This is a genomic window from Actinomycetota bacterium, from assembly GCA_030018275.1.
Lineage (GTDB): Bacteria > Actinomycetota > Aquicultoria > Subteraquimicrobiales > Subteraquimicrobiaceae > Subteraquimicrobium.
Genome location: JASEGB010000013.1, coordinates 17436 through 35340 on the forward strand (window position 1 = coordinate 17436; position 17905 = coordinate 35340).

Consider the following 17905-nt stretch of genomic DNA (forward strand, 5'->3'; position numbering starts at 1 on the left):
GTGGTCTCATTTGCAGCTACACTATAATCCCCACAGAAAGGCAACTGAGAATTGAGTGCTTTCCGTGATCATGCGGGGATGTCTCAGACTTTAGTCTTAATGAAAAATCCATCCAATGACCGATGTTACCTGTTTTCTTTTAGTTTAAATTTAAGATAAAGTCCAATCCTTGATATTTTTCATATTTGCGCAAATATGAGAATGATTTGAAAAAGCAGCACAGTGACCAATCTGGAATGATTAATCTATTTCTATTGGGGGTGATTATCGGAAATATACTGAGAAATAATCTTGGTACTAGACCATTACATTTGACTGAAAGGAGGGGAAAATTGTGCAGAATGTGGCAATTATCAAAACTGGACCGAGGATGCTAAGGCGAATGGTGAAGGCAAGAGTTAGAAAGAAGATTTTGTCTAGTTTGCTAACAATTGGGTTAGTGGCAATCCTCATCGGTGGAGCAACATTCGCCTACTTCAGCGATACCGAGACGAGTACCAACAACTTAGCCCAAGCAGGAACCTTAGACTTGAGAATGGGACCACCTGCTTATGAAGTCGATAATCCAGGTGCGATAATTACAGCGACGAATTTGGCACCCTGCAAAGAGGCGGGTCCCTATGAAATCGGGTTTAAGAATGTTGGTACCTTGCCTGGCATCCTAAGCATCACCATCTCTTATGACGATGCTGATGGCACTGGCACAGCAGAGTTTAGACCAGGACTCGTAACTGCTAATGCATTTGCCGAGAAACTTTATGTGACTCAGGCACTCTACGACAGGAACCAGGACGGCGATTATGAGGATACAAATGAGGACGTGCTGGCTGATTGGAAGGCTTACGCCGATGCCAATAACGATGGCAAGCTGAGCGTACATGAGATGGCTTTGAAGACCTGGACCTTTACTGAATCCCTAGGTCCTGGAGCATCTACAAAAGTCCAGATCAAGTTGCATCTGAATCCTGACGTAGGCAACGACTATCAGGCTGAAGGCATCAACGTAACCATCACCGGCATCCTGAATCAACTGAACCAATAATGGCTGAAAAGGGGTGATGCAAATCATCCCTGATCCACTTGATTAGGATCGGGGCGATGAGTATGAATCTACGAATACTCAAATCCATATTGATCATAATCACCATATTGACCCTGGTGGGTGGAGCAACTGTCGCCTATTTCACCGATACTGAGACTAGCACTGGAAATACGTTCACCGCGGGTACTTTTGATCTCAAAGTTGCAGATAACAACGAGGATTATGGCGATGGCGTGCATGAAACGTGGACGATGAAAAATATGATTCCAGGGGTAACCACCTGTGGAGGCATGGTTCTCCTTAAAAACTTTGGAAGCATCGAAGCGGACCACGTGGAGATCGAGGTCAGCAACGATTGCATCGAAGCTGGGAATGAGGAAAGCGACACCCTTCCAAAAAGCGCCGAAGGCATGGATGAGTATATCCAAATAACCCACATGGAATATTATGGTCGTTTGCTACTCTTCACGGACACGGATGATCCCGATGCAGATGACGATGATCCCGCAACTCCCTGGAACGAGGTTGACGACGTCAACGGAAATGGATTTATCGATCTGGATGATTTTGAACAAAAGCCAATCGATGATTTAAAACCAGTTCCGACGCCAGACATTGGTAGATGCTTTATAATGTACCTCAAATTCCACAAAAGCGCTCCAAACGACTACCAGGGTGATAAGTGCGATATGACCATGACCTTTACATTGAATCAGCACTCAAGCCAGTAAAGGAATATATAAAGAGGCATCAAAGAAGCACGCATGGTGAGCGAGTGGCGAAATTCGCCACTCGCTTTCTTCATAAATTTGATTTTTTGTTATAAGCGTCATTTAAGATGTAGAAATAGGTCTTAAGACCTGTTATTTTTGGGAATATGTTATTCCAATTTGAACAGACCTAAAGGTCTGTACAAGGTTCTCTTATTTTTATCCATAATTTCGTGGTAAGCTAAAAGCTACCTACAATAAATTCTGCGGCGGATGGTCCGCCGCGCTGCAATAAATTTGATATAGAGCATTCCCCTCCAAAAAAGCTTATGAGAGTAGGGCTGGGGTTCATCCCCAACCGATGATTCGGAGTTCATCGTGAAATGCTTAAAAGAATCATCAAATGGTCAATAATATCTCTGATAATCCTGGTGTTTTTATTGGCGGTGGCTTCCGTATTCACGCGACTCAAGTCCTTTGAATCGCTGCCTTCAGTGAAGGGCTACCGACCCCTTGTGGTTCTCGGCGGGAGCATGGAACCGGCGATAAAGGTTGGAAGCATCGCCATGGTCAAAACCATAAGTCCATCGGATGTTGAGATCGGTGACATCATAACCTACAAAACTCCAACGAATCCTCGCACTTACACCACTCACAGAGTGATAAAAATCAGCAAGCGCCATGGGAATCTCTATTTCAAAACCAAGGGTGATGCCAATGAAGATCCGGACCGTTGGACGATCACATCCGCCGACGTTTTGGGCAAAGTAACCTTAACCATTCCTTACTTCGGTTATTTCATCCACTTTGCCCGAACTCGCCTCGGTTTTATCCTGCTCGTCATCGTCCCCGGCGTTCTGATAATCGTGGGCGAAATTCGAAATATCCTCAAATCCATCAAAGAAGCCAGAAGCATCTAAGGGGGACAGTCCCCACAATCTTACTACCTGTAACTTTAAGTTCCCATCCAAAATATTTTGCTGCTTGTCGGCAGACAGGCCGGGGACAAGTCTCGAGATTCATCTCTCAGACTTTAGTCTTAATGAAAAATCCATCCAATGACCGATGTTACCATGTTTCTCTTTAGTTTAAGATTATGATTAGAATAGCAAATTTAAATTTCCCAATTTTTGACATTCTCGCATTCGTACGAAAGTAAGAAAGATTAGAGCAGGAAAGAGTTTTTAAAAGTTATTTGAAATGAATTAATAGTTGAAGTAATGAAGGCGGAACCGACTGACCCAGGAGTGGCACTCGAAGGGGAAGTCGGTTTTTGGTTTTGAAGAGGGGGTGATATAAAGGGTTGCATAAAAGAGGTTGCAGAAAGGGTGTGGCTCGCTGGCTAACCCACCTGGTTAAGACTTTAACTCTTATTAAAGGAAAGGAGGTGTTGACAAGTGAAGAAGCTATTAGCAATGGTTTTAGCAGCAGTGCTTTTGCTCAGCTTCTCGGGGATTGCTTTGGCGACACAGGTGCACAGCATAGGCACGGATTTGGATATGCAGAGCGTTTCCAAGAATTTACCCATCACGGTGAAAATCCATCCCACCATAGCCATGAATACCTTCGACAAGGAAACAGGAGACCAGAAGGATGTGATTAACATTCCTTGTTTGAACCCCAAGACCAACTGGCTTGGTAAGGATGGCGTGGATTGGGTTGTCTGGAGTAACCTGCCATTTCATAAGACCGCATCCTGGACCGACCTTAAGACCAGTTGGAATGCGGGTACTGTGGCGGAGCCGAAGATGATTGAAGACGTCATAACAGCAGATAGAGTGGTAGTCAAAGTGGAGGGTGTGCCGATTCCAAATCCCTGGACGAGTCCAATAATAGGCTATCCAGCTGAGCAGCACCAAGAGAAGGAAAACGTTATGGTGCAACTTGAGATCAACTGGTGTGACTCCGCCGGTATATACACGGGATCACTTACCCTGGATGCGCATCAGAACTAATCTCGACTTCCCAATGTATCAGAAGAGAGGAAGGGAGGGGCCCATCTCTTCCTCTCTTCTTGCCCTCATTTATGGATTATTTATGAAATTTTGAGATAACAGACCTAAAGGCGTGCTACCCTCCCGGCGGGCGGCAGGCGGTCTGTTTCAGAATCTATAGTGCTATATGTTAAGATAAGGAAAAAAATCGATGGGGATTGTCGTGCTAAAGCTAAAGAAAGTGCAAAGATATATTTCGATGTCCATTTTAATAACCATTTTGCTTCTACTGCTGGCAAGTCCAGCACAAGGGAGTATTGTTCTTTTCCCCAGTAGGATTGAAGTCTTCGTGCCACCTGGAGGAAGTGAAATCGTAGAGGTGAATGCGGCAAATACGGGCAAGAACCCTCTTAAGTGCAAGATAAATAGCTGGGATTTCGCACGGGATGAGAAGGGCATAGCCCACCCCATCCGCCCCGATGATGTCAAGGTCTTCCGAGGTTGCGGTGGGTGGTTGGACTTTCACAGCAAATCGATGACCGTTTCCCCCGATGAGACCGGTACCTTCAAGTTCACGGTGAATGTTCCCAGGGATGCCGAATATGGCACCCATTATACCTATGTGACCATTGCAGGAACACCAATCTTACCCAAGGAAAAAGGAAAGGGGATCACCATTCGCTTGCCCATGACCTATAGGATACATGCATTGCTCTTGGTGATGGTGAGCAAGCCCGGTGAGAGCTCAGAGGTGGGCACAGAAATTCCCGTCCTTAAGCGCTCGGCAAAATTGAAGGATTTAATGATTGGTTACTTAAATTTCTCAAATCCGGTTCCAATGAAGATAAAGATTGAAAACACCGGCAACTGTCATCTAATCTTAACGGGAATCATCGAAATTTGGAAGGGTAAGTACAAGGGCGAGACCATCCGCGTTCCCGAATATACGCTATTGCCAATGAATACTTTGATCATACCCACTACCTGGCGCTCACCGGCACTTTTCGGCAAATTTAGAGCCAAATTGATTGGCGATGCCGGATTAAATAAACCAATTAAAGCGGAAAAGACCTTTTGGGTGATATCCTGGAAATTATTGCTGCCCGCTCTTTTAGGAATCGCACTCCTCATCGCCTCATTCATCTTATTCCTAAGGAAGTTTAGAATACAGCTCGCCCGGCGCACATAATTCAGACGTAGTTCCCTGTAGGGGCGGGACTTCGTGCCCGCCCAAAGGCGGGGGACAAGCCCCGCGCTACCCATGGGATTCTGGAAAGTACAAACAGGTCTTTAGACCTGTTTAACAGACTAAAGGTCTGTTTCTACGAGATTCTTTGGGACTGAAAAGATGTGGAAGATGAAAAGAACGAGAGGAGGGGCAAGGAAAAGATTAATATCCGTGTTGCTTTCAATTTGCCTCATCCTCCCCTATATTCCTTGTGGAGTTGCTTCCGCTCATGGTGGCGGTCATCCCCATGATGGTCATCCTCCCCATGAACATCAGGGTCATCCCCCTCACGATCATCATGGCTCATGCTGTGAGCCCCCAGAGGATGCCATAATCTTAAACATAGAGACACCAGATGGTTCAGGGCAAGTCAATTTCACCTGCTTGAATCCGATAACCCACAAATTTGAGATCATCGATGACCCCTATGCGGTGAAGGTCACCGTGAAATCACCCTGTGATTATGATCTTGCGGTTAAGGCAAACGGCGATTTAACAAATACTCTTTGTTCCTCGACTATCCCCATAGAAAACTTGTATTGGAAATTAAAGGAAGGAGATGAGTGGGTACCCTTCTCCACCGAGCAACACTTGATAATGGATTCTGATTGCACAAATTCAAACGATGCCTTTTACTTTGATTATCGGATGTTCAGTTCAGAAAATGGTGTGAGTTGGGAGATCAAAGCTGGGGGTTATGAGACCACCGTTGTGTACACGGTGTTCCCATGTGCAGAGAATAACCACTGCGATGATGGATGCGGAAATGTGAATCACTCTCCTGGAGGTCAAAATGGCAAAGCTCATCAAAATGTTAATCATGAAAATCAAATCAATGAGCAATCAGATGAACATGGACATAACGGAGAACATTACCCCGAACATCCCCAAGGACATGGAGGTCATCAGCATCAAAATGATAGTGATGTTCAAAATGATGGACGAGCTGAAGCCGGATACCATGGAGAGCATGGGCATGGTGGAAACGCTATGAGTCACGATTCAAATCAAGGAGATGGTAACCAGGATACTACTCATCGGGATCAATCCCATTCCAATGTAGCTCCAAATGAGAGTCTAAATCAAGATCAGGAAACCCCAGGACAAGATTTAAGTCCATCTGAGGATATGGATGCTTCTGAGAGTTCTCTGCCTGAGGATACTACTCCCCCGCAGGTGGTTTTCATCACTGCGGGAGGAGAAGTTGAGGGCACCATTCCCATCAAGATCGCCGCCATCGATGATACAGGAATAGAACAGGTTAAATTATTCATCGATGATGCTGAAATGGGCGATGTCCCCTTGAATGAAGAGGAATCGATGTACATCCATGATTGGGATACAACCACAACCCAGGATGGAGAACATACCCTCGTGGTAAAGGCTTACGACCAGGCGGGAAATGAAGCTGTCTCCGATCCCTTAACTTTGACCACGAACAATCCTCCCTCCTCACCAAGGAACCTTATAGCAACTTCCAAAGAAGACGGAATCAATCTCACCTGGTCACCAAATCCCGAGACTGATATTGCGGGATACAACATCTATCGAGCAACATTCCAAGATGGTCCCTTTGAAAAAATAAATCAAGAATTGGTGACTTCTACATCTTTCAAGGATACGGGAATTAATTTGGACGATTCCTACTATTATTTCATCAAAGCAGTGGATGAGACGGGTAAGGAATCTGAGGCGTCACAAACGGTATGGATTCCAGCCATCGCTCAATCGGAAAGCATCGTACCCGAGCCTAAAGAATAGACGAATGGTCAATTCGATTCGGGATGAGCTTAGGAGAACGGCTATTGCCTTGATTTGCTTCTCACTGGTCGTCCCCAGTATCGCGGAAGCAACAATGCAATTTGCCGTCTCACCGTCCCGAATTAATTTGACGCTCAAACCCGGCGAAAAGGGGCATAAAGATATAAAAATCATAAATATGAGCGAGGCAAAGATCACCATCGCCGCATCCACTATGGATTTTGTGCGAGATGAGAGAGGAAATATCCAGCGGTTAACGCCAGAGGAAGCCGAAAAATTCGGTGGATGCGGGAGTTGGATTTCATTCTCAAAATCGCTTCTTTTGGTGCCTCCGGGTCAAACTTCAAATGTGAGCATCACCGCTCGAGTGCCAGCTGATGCAAAACCGGGAACTTATTCGACCTATTTGATCTTTGGAACTCCAGAAGCCAAGGTGAGACCGGATACCGTGAAGGTCATCGGGCAAATTGCCTCGTTGCTCCGGGTGACGGTCCCCGGGCAAAGGGTGGAATTTCCAAAGATGCAAAAACAAGGGCGTTTAATCACCTTTGAGGTTCCTCGCTGGAACTTGGGTAGATCGGTGACTTTCAAAACGAAGTTTAAGAACACGGGCAACATCCATTTGGATGTGGAGCAAAATATCGAAATTCGAGATAAAAATGGCAAAGTGGTGGCGAGATTGAAACCGATCAAGAAAATGATTCTGCCGGGTAAAACGGAAACACTATCCAATGAAACACTATCCAATACTTTTAGGGGAATACCAGTTTTTGGTAAATTTGAGGTCGTTGTCACCATTGAAGCGGGCTTGGATAAGCCTTTGGTTAGAAGGGCGGAATTTTGGGTCATTCCTGGGAAACTGATCGCGGTGGGATTGAGCATCATTCTCCTGTTAGCAATCTTTCTGACCGCTCTACGTATTAAAGGAAGATAGCAATGTGTGGAAACATGCGCTTGATTAAAAAATTATTCTTTTGTCTCCTTCTGATCGGATATTACTTCTGTTCTCTTCGGGCACCTTCTACTGAATACGTGAAAACCAGTGAGGACAGGACGGAAATAGAGAAATCCATGCCTATTCAAGTCGAAATCGAGAAAGTCGCTAGGATCAGCATAGTGGAACCCGGTCAATTTGCCACTGGTGGACCGGGGGATATTTTGAATTATTCCACCACTATTTCAAACACTGGAAACTTTATAGATATCATCGATATAATCTATACTTCAGAACAAGGCTGGACTTATAAATTCTTTAGTGACCCCAATGGAGATGGCGATCCCTCGGATGGTGAAGAGCTCAAGGATACCGACGGTGATGGGATAATTGATACTGGGGAAATCAGCAAAGATTGTCAAAAAAAGATCGTGAAACAAGCGATTATTCCATCGACTGCCACGGATGGTATGGTTGACAGAATGACCATGACCATTAAGTCTAGCATCGACCCCTCCGCTACCGATAGTGTAATTAATACCACGGAAGTTGAATGGGCTGTTTTACCCTATAAGGAAAAGGTCGAAGCCGTGCTCCCCTTTGCAGGTGAAAACCTTTTGCTTTTCTTGATCCCTGGTACCATCTTAGTTGCCGCAGGATTATGGATTTTCCGCTTATCCAAATAATCCCAAACCTACTAGTTCCAACTTAAGAGGCAAAATGATGCTAACCAAGAAGCTATCCCAGTTTTACTCAAACTCGGAAGAAAACAAAGAGAAATTAACAAAAAGGCTTAAGCGAAGGCGGGCCAAGAGGAAAAGGCTTGGCAGGATTCTTGGAATACTCCTGATATTAGCCGGGCTAGGATTGATTCTTTACCCTTCTCAACCTCCCTACTCAACCTGCGTACTCAAGCAAAATTGGAGAAAGAATGGAAAAAGATAAAATCAGAAGCAGTTGAAAATCGCTCACCCTCCGGTCAAAAGAAATCATTGGAAGCAAAACCGTTGGGAGCTCCCGCAGTTAAGATAATCATCCCAAAGATCAACCTAGAAGCAATAGTCGTTGAGGGAGCCGATAGAAACTCTTTAAAGAAGGGTCCGGGTCACGTTAAGAGTTCTGCCTATCCAGGAGAAAAAGGTTACTGTATCATCGCGGGTCACAGAACCACTTACGGAGCACCCTTTTTTAGAATCCACCATTTACAAAAGGGTGATGAAATTTTCATCGAGACTCCAAGCAGTAAGTTTACGTATATAGTTGAAAAGGTGTTTAGCACCCGTCCCTACGATCTCTCGTTCATGAAACCCATCGATGAAGCCGTCTTAATCTTGAGTGCCTGCACACCTATCCATAGCGCCGCCAGAAGACTGGTGGTCCTTGCAAAATTAGCCACTTAGCCGATTTTTTCCCTCATTTTACCCTACGATTTTCATATCTCGCTTTGGTCAATCTTTGGTCGATCATATGTAATTCCAATGCCACCCAAGTAACTCCAATACCACATGGGTTCATTCTTCACTTAGAAAAGCCAAATTCTCATTTGAAATTGGAAGAAAACTATCCCAAAGGATAGTTGTATGAAAAGGTCAAACTCTGGTAATAAGGTGATATTAGCAAACACAAGAAAATTCAACTGATAGGAGGTCTAATGAATCACTTAAAAAGAATATCAATACTATTGGTCACTTTTGCTTTTTTGCTTACCTCTGCCCACTCAACAAGTGCGGGAAGTGCCTCTCATCTTTTGATCTCCGAAGTCTTCTACGATACACCAGGGGCTGATTCTAATGAAGAATGGATTGAGATATATAACCCAACTACCTCGGCTATTGACATTTCAAATTATAAGGTTGGTGATGAGGAAACCAAAGGTGGTAGCGAAGGGATGTTCAAGTTCCCCGATGGAACTAAGATTCAAGCCGGGGCGAAGATGACGGTAGCTTTAAAAGCCAGTGGTTTTTATGCCCTCTATGGAAGAGACTCAGATTTTGAAATAAGCGACACCAAAGCTCAAGTCCCCGACATGCTCAAGTATTCGATATGGGGAACCGGAACTATTTCCTTAGCAAACACTGGAGATGAAGTACTTTTACTGAATGAAGGTGATAACGCCATAGATGTTGTGACCTATGAGAAAGGTTCTTATCCAGGAGTTACTCCACACCCAGGTGTTCCCACGGGACACTCTCTGGAAAGATTTCCCCCAGATCGGGACACCGATGATTGTAGCGCGGATTTCAGGGATCAACCAAACCCCAATCCCGAAACCATGGCTCCGCCACCACCAAAGGTTACAGCCGACTTTCAAATTTCAGCCGATCCAGCTCCTCCTGATTTCCACAAGGTAGTCAGGGGCGAAAAAGCTTCATGGATAATCAATCTGGAATCAATGGGTGACTTTAACTCCCCGATAAGCCTGAAGGTCTTTGGGCTTCCGAGCAGGGCTTCCGCAACTCTTTCGCATACTAGCGTTATACCCCCTGGGAGTTCCGGACTGGAAATCACGACATCCGATTCTTCCCCCGTGGGGAGTTACCTCATATTGGTCATGGGAATAAGCGGAAACAAGGTTCATAGCTGCTACGTCAATTTGAAAGTTGTACTTCCGCCATCTCCACCAAGCGACTTTATCCTGTCTCTCGATCCTAACTCTGACTTTGCCCAAACCGTGGTCGCTGGAGATTCAGCCTCTTGGACACTCAATCTAAATCGCATAGGGGATTTTGGTTCCTCGGTTCGGTTGATGGTTTATGGTCTACCCGATGGAGCTCACGCAACCTTCGATGCTAATTCGGTCACACCTGATGGTATCTCCACTCTGATCATTTCCACCTCTCCTTCCACTCCACACGGAAGCTACCTAATACCAGTGATGGGAATAAGTCAAGGCAAAGCCCACAGCTGTTACATTAATTTAAAAGTGAAGCCACCATTCTAATCCGCTTTTTATATCACCATCAAGGAATAGTAATGTTTGCGTGATCTGATATGCTTCAATCCGCAATATACTTTACTACTTGGGGACAGTCCCCACACAATCTTTTGACCTGCGACTTTAAACATTATTTCAAAATTTCAGCGCTGCAAGTAGCGCTACGATGGAAGAGTTCAACTCCTAAAAACTTTGAGAGTTGGCTCTCCCTCCGACTTGGAGAAAAACGAGGAAAGATTTTGTGCTCTCAAGAATATCCTTTACGAAGCGGTAATGGATGTGATCAAAATAGGACAACACATTATAGCCGCTTTGCAGCTGGAAAAACCCCAAACTTATCGAGATGTTTTGCGAATTTTAGGGGGAAACATAGTGCCAGAAGAATTATTTAAGCGAATTCAGAGAATGGGTGGCTTTCGAGTTATCCCCGCTCACGAATATGAGTCAATTGACCGAGAAACGGTATATAAGCTTCATTTGAGGACCAAGGATTTTGAGGAATTTATTTACAACATAAATAAATTTCTGGAGAAGGTATCGCAGAAATTAAGGTAGATCGAGGTGTGAAAGCAAATCAGCGACTCTCTTCTTGTTAACCTCCATATTTCTCTCTCACTTCCCTGAAGAAATAACTATTATAAAAGTCGATCATTGGACCATAGAGAAGATACTCACCCATCACTTTCGTCTCAAAGTCAACTCTTTTCCCTCATTGGCTGAGTAAAGTACCTTCCCATTGACGACTTCGAACTTTAAAGAAACTGAGGAGACATGATTTAACACGACGAAATCGATGTCATCGGTTTCAAGCGAAGAGATGATTTTCTCTATTAAATCGGCTTTTTCATCCAAAGATAAGGACTCCTTTACCAAAACAGCGATATCGATATCACTTAGAGGAGTGATCTCCCCTCTCACTTGGGAGCCAAAAAAATATGCCACTATTACCCTTGGATTCCTGGCAAATAGCTCTCTTAATTTCCTAATTTTTTCCTGATCGATCCTTTTTTGAGCGACTCTCATCTTCCTCCTCAATATGTTCCCACTAAAAGCCCTCAATTTCAAATTTGAGGTAATGTTATCACAACCACAAAATCTTTGCTTCCTTCTCTAACCTCTCAAATTCTTTATCACCCGTTATAACCTCGCATTCATTTTGAATAGCAAGAGCGGCGGCGAAACAATCGCCAAAAGCAATTGAATGCTTCGCTTTAAACTTGGAGGCTTCATAGGTGATTTCTCTATCTGCTTCAACCAAAACGATGGGAAGCTGGTCGATAACGGTTACGCATTCTTCGGCTTCTTTTTCTCCCTTGGCACGATGCATAGAATAATAAACCTCACCCCAATTTACGATGCTCATCAAAATCTGGCACTTCCCCTTTTCAGAATCCTCTAGAGCTTGTTGAACAATATCAGCTCCCTCCTCGCCTTCCAAATAGGCTATTAAAGCATAGCTATCCAGCACAAACTTCTTTTTCACCTTGAAGCCTCCTCTTTCCGATCCGAGAGAAGAACCTTCAGAGCCGATTTACCTCCCTGAAACATCCCACGAGCATCTTTGATGGGGTTCGTCAAAAGGGGCTTTATCACTATTTCGCCGTTCTTTTCTTCAACCTTTACTTTCGTGCCCTTAATGATGTGGTATTTTTTTCTCAAGTTTGCTGGAATCACGATCTGTCCTTTTGCAGTAGCCTTTACGATTGCCATGTTTAACATTTCCTTTATGTTATAACCTATCAAAAAAGTACAACATTTTGAATTAAGAATCAACCAAAAATATATCCTACATTTTTGAAGACGATACCTGCTAGGCGCTATGAAGCAACAAAATCTATTTTGAGGAAGACAGCTTGCGGGGGGACAGCCCCCGCCCTACTTGAGGATGCTACAAAAGGGCTTGCAGCCAAAGGTCGAGGCACATGCCTAAGAAGATCAATCCAAGGTAGGGATAGGCGGATATCTTATAGACCCTCCAGGCATCCCTCTCTCCTCGTCTTCTGGAAAGATAAACATTGCTTAAGAACATCAGGATTCCCAATACATTGGCGATGATTAAATAAAGCATGGAGAATTTGCCCACAAAATAGAGACCAATGGTCGTTGCATAAAGAAGGATGGATAAAGCCAGCAAAGTTCTTATTGTGGTCTCGATTCCCCGATTGATGGGGAACATCACCACACGGGCTTGCAAGAAATCGTCTCGATAGGCGGTCATCAAACTCCAGACGTGAATGGGAGTCCAGGATAAGATGAGTAGGCAGAGCAATCCGATGGTCAAATCGAGCTTATGGCTTATGGCAGTATAACCCACCAAGATGGGTGCAGAACCCGATATTCCTCCCAGAATGTGGGTTATGGACCGCTTGCGACCGACCACAGCCGTTGTAATGCCCAAGGCTCCAGATAGAAAGCAAAGAGGATGTAAATACCAGGCAAGGGCAAGAGCGATGATCAACAGACCGATGGCATAGGGCAACATTTTCTCGGGTGGATTGATCCTTTTGGAAGGGAGGGCGCGATGCTTGGTTCTCTTCATGAGGGCATCGACTTCACGATCGAGGTAGTTGGTGAGACCATTGCAACCAGCGCTTCCCAGAATAACAGCAACGGCGGTTATCAGAAGAAGGTTGGACGGAGGAAATCCCTTTCCGGCGACGATGGCGGCGCAGATACCAATGAAGGCGAGAAGGATGGTTTCCTTTGGTTTCATTACCTCAACATAATTCTTGATCGTTGCTACGACGTTGCTCACTAACTCTTCCTCTTCTACCTTTTCGATGACCATTTATGTTGCCTTCCTATCTATAAACTTCCCTTCTATGCTTTACTCTTACAATTGTGATAGTCTTATTCTCGCCATCGACCATATATAAAATCCGATAATTCCCGTAACGTAACCGCCATTCCTCTCGATTAGTAAGCTTTTTGGTTATTCTTCCTTAATTCTTGAAGCACCAAGGCAATTTTATCCCTGACTTTGCTACTCGGCAAAATGTTCACACCCATTATTGTCACCTCTGTTGTACAGTATACTGCTCATTGCTTTGAAATCAATTAAATTTTTAGTATCTGGTCTCAATCCGAACCAATTCTCGATAAGCCAGAATGAGCTGTTGAGTAACCGGTCCGGGACGACCAGTTCCGATGGGATGATCGGCTACCTGAACAATGGGCAGAATCTCCATCAAAGAATTGGTCAAAAAGCATTCCTGGGCTTGCATCAACGCATCGGGTGGAAAATTCCCCTCACGAATCGGTATCTGAAGCCCTTTTGCTAGTTTCAAAACCAACCGCCTGGTTATGCCGGGAAGGATACCAGCATCTTTGGGAGGAGTGATTAAAGTATTATCTCGAAAGATGAAAATATTGCCAACCGCTCCCTCAGCTACGAAACCCTTGGTGTTCAGGAGAATCGCCTGATCTACCCCAGCAGCCTTTGCCTCCATCAGAGCCAAAATATTATTCAAAAAATTCATCGATTTTACCCTCGCCAGGGGCGAGAGATCATCTTGGCGTGTATTCGCTATGATCGCCCTTGCTCCCTTCTCATACAATTCGTGAGGATAAGACCTGAAAGGGCGGGCGATGATGACCACGGTGGACTTGGGGCAAGTTGAAGGATCGGGGCCCGTCTCCCCTTCGCCTCGCGAGATGGTCAATCTCACATAAGCATCCAATAAATCATTCGCCTTAATCGTCTCCTGAACTGCGGTCTCGATTTCTTCCTCCGTGACACCGAGTTTTAACCTTAAGAACTTGGCCGATTTGAATAAACGTTTTATATGCTCGGTCAATCTAAATACCCGACCATTGTATGACCGCATGGTCTCAAAGAGACCATCGCCGTAGAGAAAACCGTGGTCAAAGATGGAAATCTTAGCCTCCCTTTTCGGGACGAGACGACCGTTTAAGTATACTATTTCCTCCATAAAGCTAAACCTCTTAAGCGAGGCTGAAAGCCTCGCACTACTACGGAAATTACCCTTTCTATTGTACCTTTTCACTACAGATTCAATGCTTTAATCAGAGCTCTTGCCTTATCCAAGGTCTCCACATATTCAGCCTCTGGATCCGAATCAAAAACTATGCCCCCACCCACCTGGAAATAAGCCCTGCCTTCGGTTATCAAAAAGGTTCGGATGACTATACTCAGATCCATATCGCCCGCGAAACTCAAGTAACCTATGGAGCCAGTATAAATGTTTCTTCTGGTCGGTTCGAGCTCGTCTATTATTTCCATGGCTCTCACCTTTGGAGCTCCCGTTATTGAACCTCCCGGGAAACAAGCCTTCAGGAGGTCGAAGCGGTCTTTATCCTCACAGAGTCTTCCCTCAATCGTTGAGACCAGATGAAAGATGGTGGCGTAAGTCTCCAGGACCATGCACTCGGATACCTTGACCGATCCGTACTCGCAAACCCGCCCCAGGTCGTTCCTCTCAAGATCCACTATCATTATGTGCTCGGCTTTATCCTTCCCACTATCCATGAGCTCCCGGGCCAATGTCCCATCTTGCACTGGACTTTTGCCCCTTGGTCGAGTCCCCTTGATTGGTCTCGTTTCCACCCTTCTTCCATTGAGTCTTAGAAACCTCTCCGGAGATGCGCTGACCACCTTGATTCCATCGAAATTCAAAAAGGCGGCAAAGGGTGCTGGATTTATGCTCCTCAGCCTCTTATACAATTCAAAGGGAGATATGGGTAAAGCGGTCTCAAACCTCTGGGAGAGGTTCACCTGAAAGATATCACCGGCGATGATGTATTCCCTCGCCGCCTGCACCGCTTCCAGATATCCCTCCTTACTGAAATTGGAGCGGAGCGAAACCTTGCCCAGATGTTGCAGGGATTGACGCACCGAATTCGTTTCCCTCCGCAACTTATTTTCAAGCTCTCTCAGCCTGGCTTCGGCTCTAATCTCAGCTTTAGTCCGATGCTCCTCGGGAAAACCGGTGGAGACCAGATAAATCTCGCCATTGAGATGATCAAAGACCACCCCTCGGTCGTAAAAACAGAGGTAACAATGGGGCAGGTCTAAATCGTCGATGGCTTGGGACGGAAGTTCTTCGATGAAGTGGCAAAGATCATAAGCAAAATACCCCACCGCTCCCCCTAGGAAAGGGAATACACCAGGTGGTGCATCTAGTTGGTAGCGATTCAGCAAACTCCTGAGGATATCGAAAGGGTTACCCTCAAGCATTCGGTGATGAGACTCCTCTGTGATCTCGATTTTACTACCTTTGCTTCTGAAGATGAGGAAGGGGTCACTTCCCATAAAAGAGAACCGTCCCAATTTTTGAGGGTCCACCTGACTATCCAAAAAGAAGCTATGGGGTTCATCCTTTAAGCGCCCAAAGGCTTCGAAAGAGGAGATGGGAATGGAGATTTCTTTCACCAAGGGTACTACCAATTCTCTCGATAGGCCATGTCTGCCGACAGGCAGGAGATTTTTCACATCCCATCACCAGACCTAAAAAATTGGGCACCCAACCGATTAGCTGGGTGCCCAATTTAGGCTGACATACTAATCTAGGGACAAGTATAATACGAGTCCCCTCCCCTTTCAAGACAAATCCTTACCCCACAATCTTCAATTTTTCCTTCTTCATCTTCTCTTCAATCTTCGGCAGTTTCGATTTCTCAATGAGAGTACATAAAACCTCAACTATCTTTGGATCGAATTGAGAGCCGGCATTTTTCTTTAACTCCTTCACCGCACCCTCCAGGGTGTAAGCGGGACGATAGGGTCGTTCGGAGGTCATGGCATCAAAGGCATCCGCAACTCCCAATATCCTCGATCCCAGGGGGATTTCTTCGCCCTTGAGTCCAGATACATAACCATTTCCATCGTAGTGCTCATGATGATGGAAAATGATGGGTATCACCTTCTTAAACAATGGAATGTGTCCAATTATCTGAGTTGCTATCAAGGGGTGTTTTTTCACCTTGTCATATTCTTCCCTAGTTAATTTCGCGGGTTTGTTGAGGATATCCTCATCTACTCCTATCTTTCCGATGTCGTGCAGAAGCGAAGCGGTCCTTATCGTATTTATCCCCTCTTTTGTTAAACCCAATTCGCGAGCGATGGTTACGGCGTAGCTTGTGACGTGCTCAGAATGCCCACTGGTATAGGGATCTTTAGCCTCGATGGCTTTAACGAAAGCCTTCACCGTCTCCATATATAACTCCTCAAACTGAGTGAACAACTGGGCATTCTTTATGGCTACAGCTGCTTCACCAGCCAAGATGGATAATATCCTCAAATCATCTTTGGTGAATTCATGGGGGTAAGTGGCACCCACATTGAGCACCCCGATTATTTTATCTTCGACTTTTAAAGGAACGCATAATGCGGAATAGAGTTCCTCCTTGGACTTAAACTTCTTGAATCTGGTATCTTTCGAAATGTTCGATATGAGCAGGGGTTTTTCCATCTTTGCTACCCAACCTGCTATCCCCTCGCCCAGTTTCAAGCGGGTTTTCTCCACGGCTTCCTGGCTCAAGCCTTTGGCCGCTCTGATCCTGAGCTCCTTCGTTTCCTCATCGAGAAGCATCACGGAACCCGTATTGGCATGCAGGATATGCAAAGAGGATTTTAAGATGAATTCCAATACTTCATGGATGTTAAAGGTCGAACCCAAGACCTTGCTCACTTCGTACAATGTGGTCAATTCGTTGATTCTCTCCTGTACCGTTTGTTCCAGAGATTTGCTCCAGGCTTCGAGGTGCTTTTGAGATTTAATTAAATTAGCTTGAGTTCGATTCAGCTTTCTCGTAACTCTCTGTAAATGCGCTATGGTGCGATTTTTCTGGTCAGATATCACCCCTACCATTAATCCTACAACTACAAAGAGGATGCTCCCGGCAATGTTTTGACTCATTAAATTGGCCGTCAAAATGTGCGGGAATAAGTGAATAAAGCCTAAAATTAAACTTGTGCCCAGTCCTCCCTTGAGACCCTACCAATAAGCTCCCAAAATGATGGGAACATAAAAGATATGAGTGTAGATGATCTCCATCCTCAGGATAAAATGGAAATAGTATTCTACAACGGCGCATAAAATTATTTCTCCACCAATAACCCCTATCTTAAGTGGGTTCTTTTTTGAAAAATTCTTCATTTTTTCACCCCTACTTGAAATATTCCACTATCTTTATCGGGCAAAGAAATCGCCGACTTTAGCAAAGGGTTGGAGTTTTGCTGTACCTTACCTACTCGCTTCCTCCCAGAAAACCTGCTCAAAACCCGAATTCAAGGGTTCGATGAAACGTGGGGGTTGCTGATATGTGCAAAATGGCAATCCAAAATTAAAAAATGTTTGAAATCTTCTGACCAGCCTATTCTCAAGAATTTGAGAACAACT

At 44.9% G+C, this 17905-nt stretch carries 20 protein-coding genes; 12 read left to right on the forward strand and 8 right to left on the reverse strand.

The window, feature by feature from the left end:
• Window positions 1–334 precede the first annotated feature (334 nt).
• The 12 genes from QMD66_06245 (at window position 335) to QMD66_06300 (ending at window position 11099) form a co-directional block, all read left to right on the forward strand.
• Window positions 335–1042: a TasA family protein gene (locus QMD66_06245; protein ID MDI6822439.1), complete on the forward strand. Its 708-nt coding sequence runs from the start codon at window positions 335–337 to the stop codon at window positions 1040–1042.
• 62 nt (window positions 1043–1104) lie between these two features.
• Window positions 1105–1773, forward strand: a complete 669-nt coding sequence (locus QMD66_06250) for a TasA family protein (protein ID MDI6822440.1) — start codon at window positions 1105–1107, stop codon at window positions 1771–1773.
• Window positions 1774–2135: 362 nt separating this feature from the next.
• The gene (locus tag QMD66_06255) at window positions 2136–2672 is read left to right on the forward strand and encodes a signal peptidase I (protein ID MDI6822441.1); all 537 of its coding nucleotides are present in this window, start codon (window positions 2136–2138) and stop codon (window positions 2670–2672) included.
• Window positions 2673–3167: 495 nt separating this feature from the next.
• Window positions 3168–3707, forward strand: coding sequence for a hypothetical protein (locus QMD66_06260; GenBank protein ID MDI6822442.1), 540 nt, complete (start codon window positions 3168–3170; stop codon window positions 3705–3707).
• A 190-nt stretch (window positions 3708–3897) separates the two neighbouring features.
• Window positions 3898–4875 carry a hypothetical protein gene (locus QMD66_06265; GenBank protein MDI6822443.1) on the forward strand — a complete coding sequence of 326 codons (978 nt, stop codon included), beginning with the start codon at window positions 3898–3900 and terminating at the stop codon, window positions 4873–4875.
• A 168-nt stretch (window positions 4876–5043) separates the two neighbouring features.
• Complete coding sequence (locus QMD66_06270) at window positions 5044–6675, forward strand: Ig-like domain-containing protein (GenBank protein MDI6822444.1); 1632 nt, start codon at window positions 5044–5046, stop codon at window positions 6673–6675.
• A 4-nt stretch (window positions 6676–6679) separates the two neighbouring features.
• Window positions 6680–7609, forward strand: a complete 930-nt coding sequence (locus QMD66_06275; GenBank protein MDI6822445.1) for a hypothetical protein — start codon at window positions 6680–6682, stop codon at window positions 7607–7609.
• Window positions 7610–7611: 2 nt separating this feature from the next.
• Window positions 7612–8295 (forward strand): hypothetical protein, encoded by a 684-nt coding sequence (locus tag QMD66_06280; GenBank protein MDI6822446.1) that lies wholly within the window; start codon window positions 7612–7614, stop codon window positions 8293–8295.
• 34 nt (window positions 8296–8329) lie between these two features.
• Window positions 8330–8554, forward strand: a complete 225-nt coding sequence (locus tag QMD66_06285; protein ID MDI6822447.1) for a hypothetical protein — start codon at window positions 8330–8332, stop codon at window positions 8552–8554.
• A gap of 47 nt (window positions 8555–8601) precedes the next feature.
• Window positions 8602–9009 carry a class E sortase gene (locus tag QMD66_06290; protein MDI6822448.1) on the forward strand — a complete coding sequence of 136 codons (408 nt, stop codon included), beginning with the start codon at window positions 8602–8604 and terminating at the stop codon, window positions 9007–9009.
• A gap of 251 nt (window positions 9010–9260) precedes the next feature.
• Window positions 9261–10550 carry a lamin tail domain-containing protein gene (locus QMD66_06295; protein ID MDI6822449.1) on the forward strand — a complete coding sequence of 430 codons (1290 nt, stop codon included), beginning with the start codon at window positions 9261–9263 and terminating at the stop codon, window positions 10548–10550.
• A gap of 210 nt (window positions 10551–10760) precedes the next feature.
• Window positions 10761–11099 (forward strand): DUF86 domain-containing protein, encoded by a 339-nt coding sequence (locus tag QMD66_06300; GenBank protein ID MDI6822450.1) that lies wholly within the window; start codon window positions 10761–10763, stop codon window positions 11097–11099.
• A gap of 123 nt (window positions 11100–11222) precedes the next feature.
• Here the strand turns inward: QMD66_06300 and QMD66_06305 are convergent, their stop codons facing one another.
• From QMD66_06305 to QMD66_06340, 8 genes are all read right to left on the reverse strand, one after another.
• Window positions 11223–11567 carry a nucleotidyltransferase domain-containing protein gene (locus QMD66_06305; GenBank protein MDI6822451.1) on the reverse strand — a complete coding sequence of 115 codons (345 nt, stop codon included), beginning with the start codon at window positions 11565–11567 and terminating at the stop codon, window positions 11223–11225.
• Between the two features lie 58 nt (window positions 11568–11625).
• Window positions 11626–12027 (reverse strand): type II toxin-antitoxin system VapC family toxin, encoded by a 402-nt coding sequence (locus QMD66_06310; protein ID MDI6822452.1) that lies wholly within the window; start codon window positions 12025–12027, stop codon window positions 11626–11628.
• Window positions 12024–12254 carry an AbrB/MazE/SpoVT family DNA-binding domain-containing protein gene (locus QMD66_06315; GenBank protein ID MDI6822453.1) on the reverse strand — a complete coding sequence of 77 codons (231 nt, stop codon included), beginning with the start codon at window positions 12252–12254 and terminating at the stop codon, window positions 12024–12026. The genes QMD66_06310 and QMD66_06315 overlap by 4 nt, the downstream gene beginning before the upstream one ends.
• Before the next feature lie 178 nt (window positions 12255–12432).
• Window positions 12433–13332 carry a protoheme IX farnesyltransferase gene (locus QMD66_06320; protein MDI6822454.1) on the reverse strand — a complete coding sequence of 300 codons (900 nt, stop codon included), beginning with the start codon at window positions 13330–13332 and terminating at the stop codon, window positions 12433–12435.
• A 277-nt stretch (window positions 13333–13609) separates the two neighbouring features.
• The gene (gene ilvE / locus QMD66_06325; GenBank protein ID MDI6822455.1) at window positions 13610–14476 is read right to left on the reverse strand and encodes a branched-chain-amino-acid transaminase; all 867 of its coding nucleotides are present in this window, start codon (window positions 14474–14476) and stop codon (window positions 13610–13612) included.
• A gap of 74 nt (window positions 14477–14550) precedes the next feature.
• A complete protein-coding gene (gene pabB, locus QMD66_06330) occupies window positions 14551–15936 on the reverse strand; it encodes an aminodeoxychorismate synthase component I (protein ID MDI6822456.1) in 1386 nt (461 codons plus the stop codon).
• A gap of 181 nt (window positions 15937–16117) precedes the next feature.
• Window positions 16118–17422: a GAF domain-containing protein gene (locus QMD66_06335; protein MDI6822457.1), complete on the reverse strand. Its 1305-nt coding sequence runs from the start codon at window positions 17420–17422 to the stop codon at window positions 16118–16120.
• A 78-nt stretch (window positions 17423–17500) separates the two neighbouring features.
• Window positions 17501–17662, reverse strand: a complete 162-nt coding sequence (locus QMD66_06340; protein MDI6822458.1) for a hypothetical protein — start codon at window positions 17660–17662, stop codon at window positions 17501–17503.
• Window positions 17663–17905: the final 243 nt, after the last annotated feature.

Bases quoted from the DNA above. Each gene is read 5' to 3' on its own strand.
- QMD66_06320 (MDI6822454.1), bottom strand. From the start codon at position 13,332: ATGGTCATCGAAAAGGTAGAAGAGGAAGAGTTAGTGAGCAACGTCGTA.
- QMD66_06280 (MDI6822446.1), top strand. From the start codon at position 7,612: ATGTGTGGAAACATGCGCTTGATTAAAAAATTATTCTTTTGTCTCCTT.
- QMD66_06340 (MDI6822458.1), bottom strand. From the start codon at position 17,662: ATGAAGAATTTTTCAAAAAAGAACCCACTTAAGATAGGGGTTATTGGT.
- QMD66_06335 (MDI6822457.1), bottom strand. From the start codon at position 17,422: ATGAGTCAAAACATTGCCGGGAGCATCCTCTTTGTAGTTGTAGGATTA.
- QMD66_06250 (MDI6822440.1), top strand. From the start codon at position 1,105: ATGAATCTACGAATACTCAAATCCATATTGATCATAATCACCATATTG.
- QMD66_06285 (MDI6822447.1), top strand. From the start codon at position 8,330: ATGATGCTAACCAAGAAGCTATCCCAGTTTTACTCAAACTCGGAAGAA.
- QMD66_06255 (MDI6822441.1), top strand. From the start codon at position 2,136: ATGCTTAAAAGAATCATCAAATGGTCAATAATATCTCTGATAATCCTG.
- QMD66_06265 (MDI6822443.1), top strand. From the start codon at position 3,898: ATGGGGATTGTCGTGCTAAAGCTAAAGAAAGTGCAAAGATATATTTCG.
- QMD66_06275 (MDI6822445.1), top strand. From the start codon at position 6,680: ATGGTCAATTCGATTCGGGATGAGCTTAGGAGAACGGCTATTGCCTTG.
- QMD66_06295 (MDI6822449.1), top strand. From the start codon at position 9,261: ATGAATCACTTAAAAAGAATATCAATACTATTGGTCACTTTTGCTTTT.
- QMD66_06315 (MDI6822453.1), bottom strand. From the start codon at position 12,254: ATGGCAATCGTAAAGGCTACTGCAAAAGGACAGATCGTGATTCCAGCA.
- QMD66_06270 (MDI6822444.1), top strand. From the start codon at position 5,044: ATGAAAAGAACGAGAGGAGGGGCAAGGAAAAGATTAATATCCGTGTTG.
- ilvE (MDI6822455.1), bottom strand. From the start codon at position 14,476: ATGGAGGAAATAGTATACTTAAACGGTCGTCTCGTCCCGAAAAGGGAG.
- QMD66_06305 (MDI6822451.1), bottom strand. From the start codon at position 11,567: ATGAGAGTCGCTCAAAAAAGGATCGATCAGGAAAAAATTAGGAAATTA.
- QMD66_06260 (MDI6822442.1), top strand. From the start codon at position 3,168: ATGGTTTTAGCAGCAGTGCTTTTGCTCAGCTTCTCGGGGATTGCTTTG.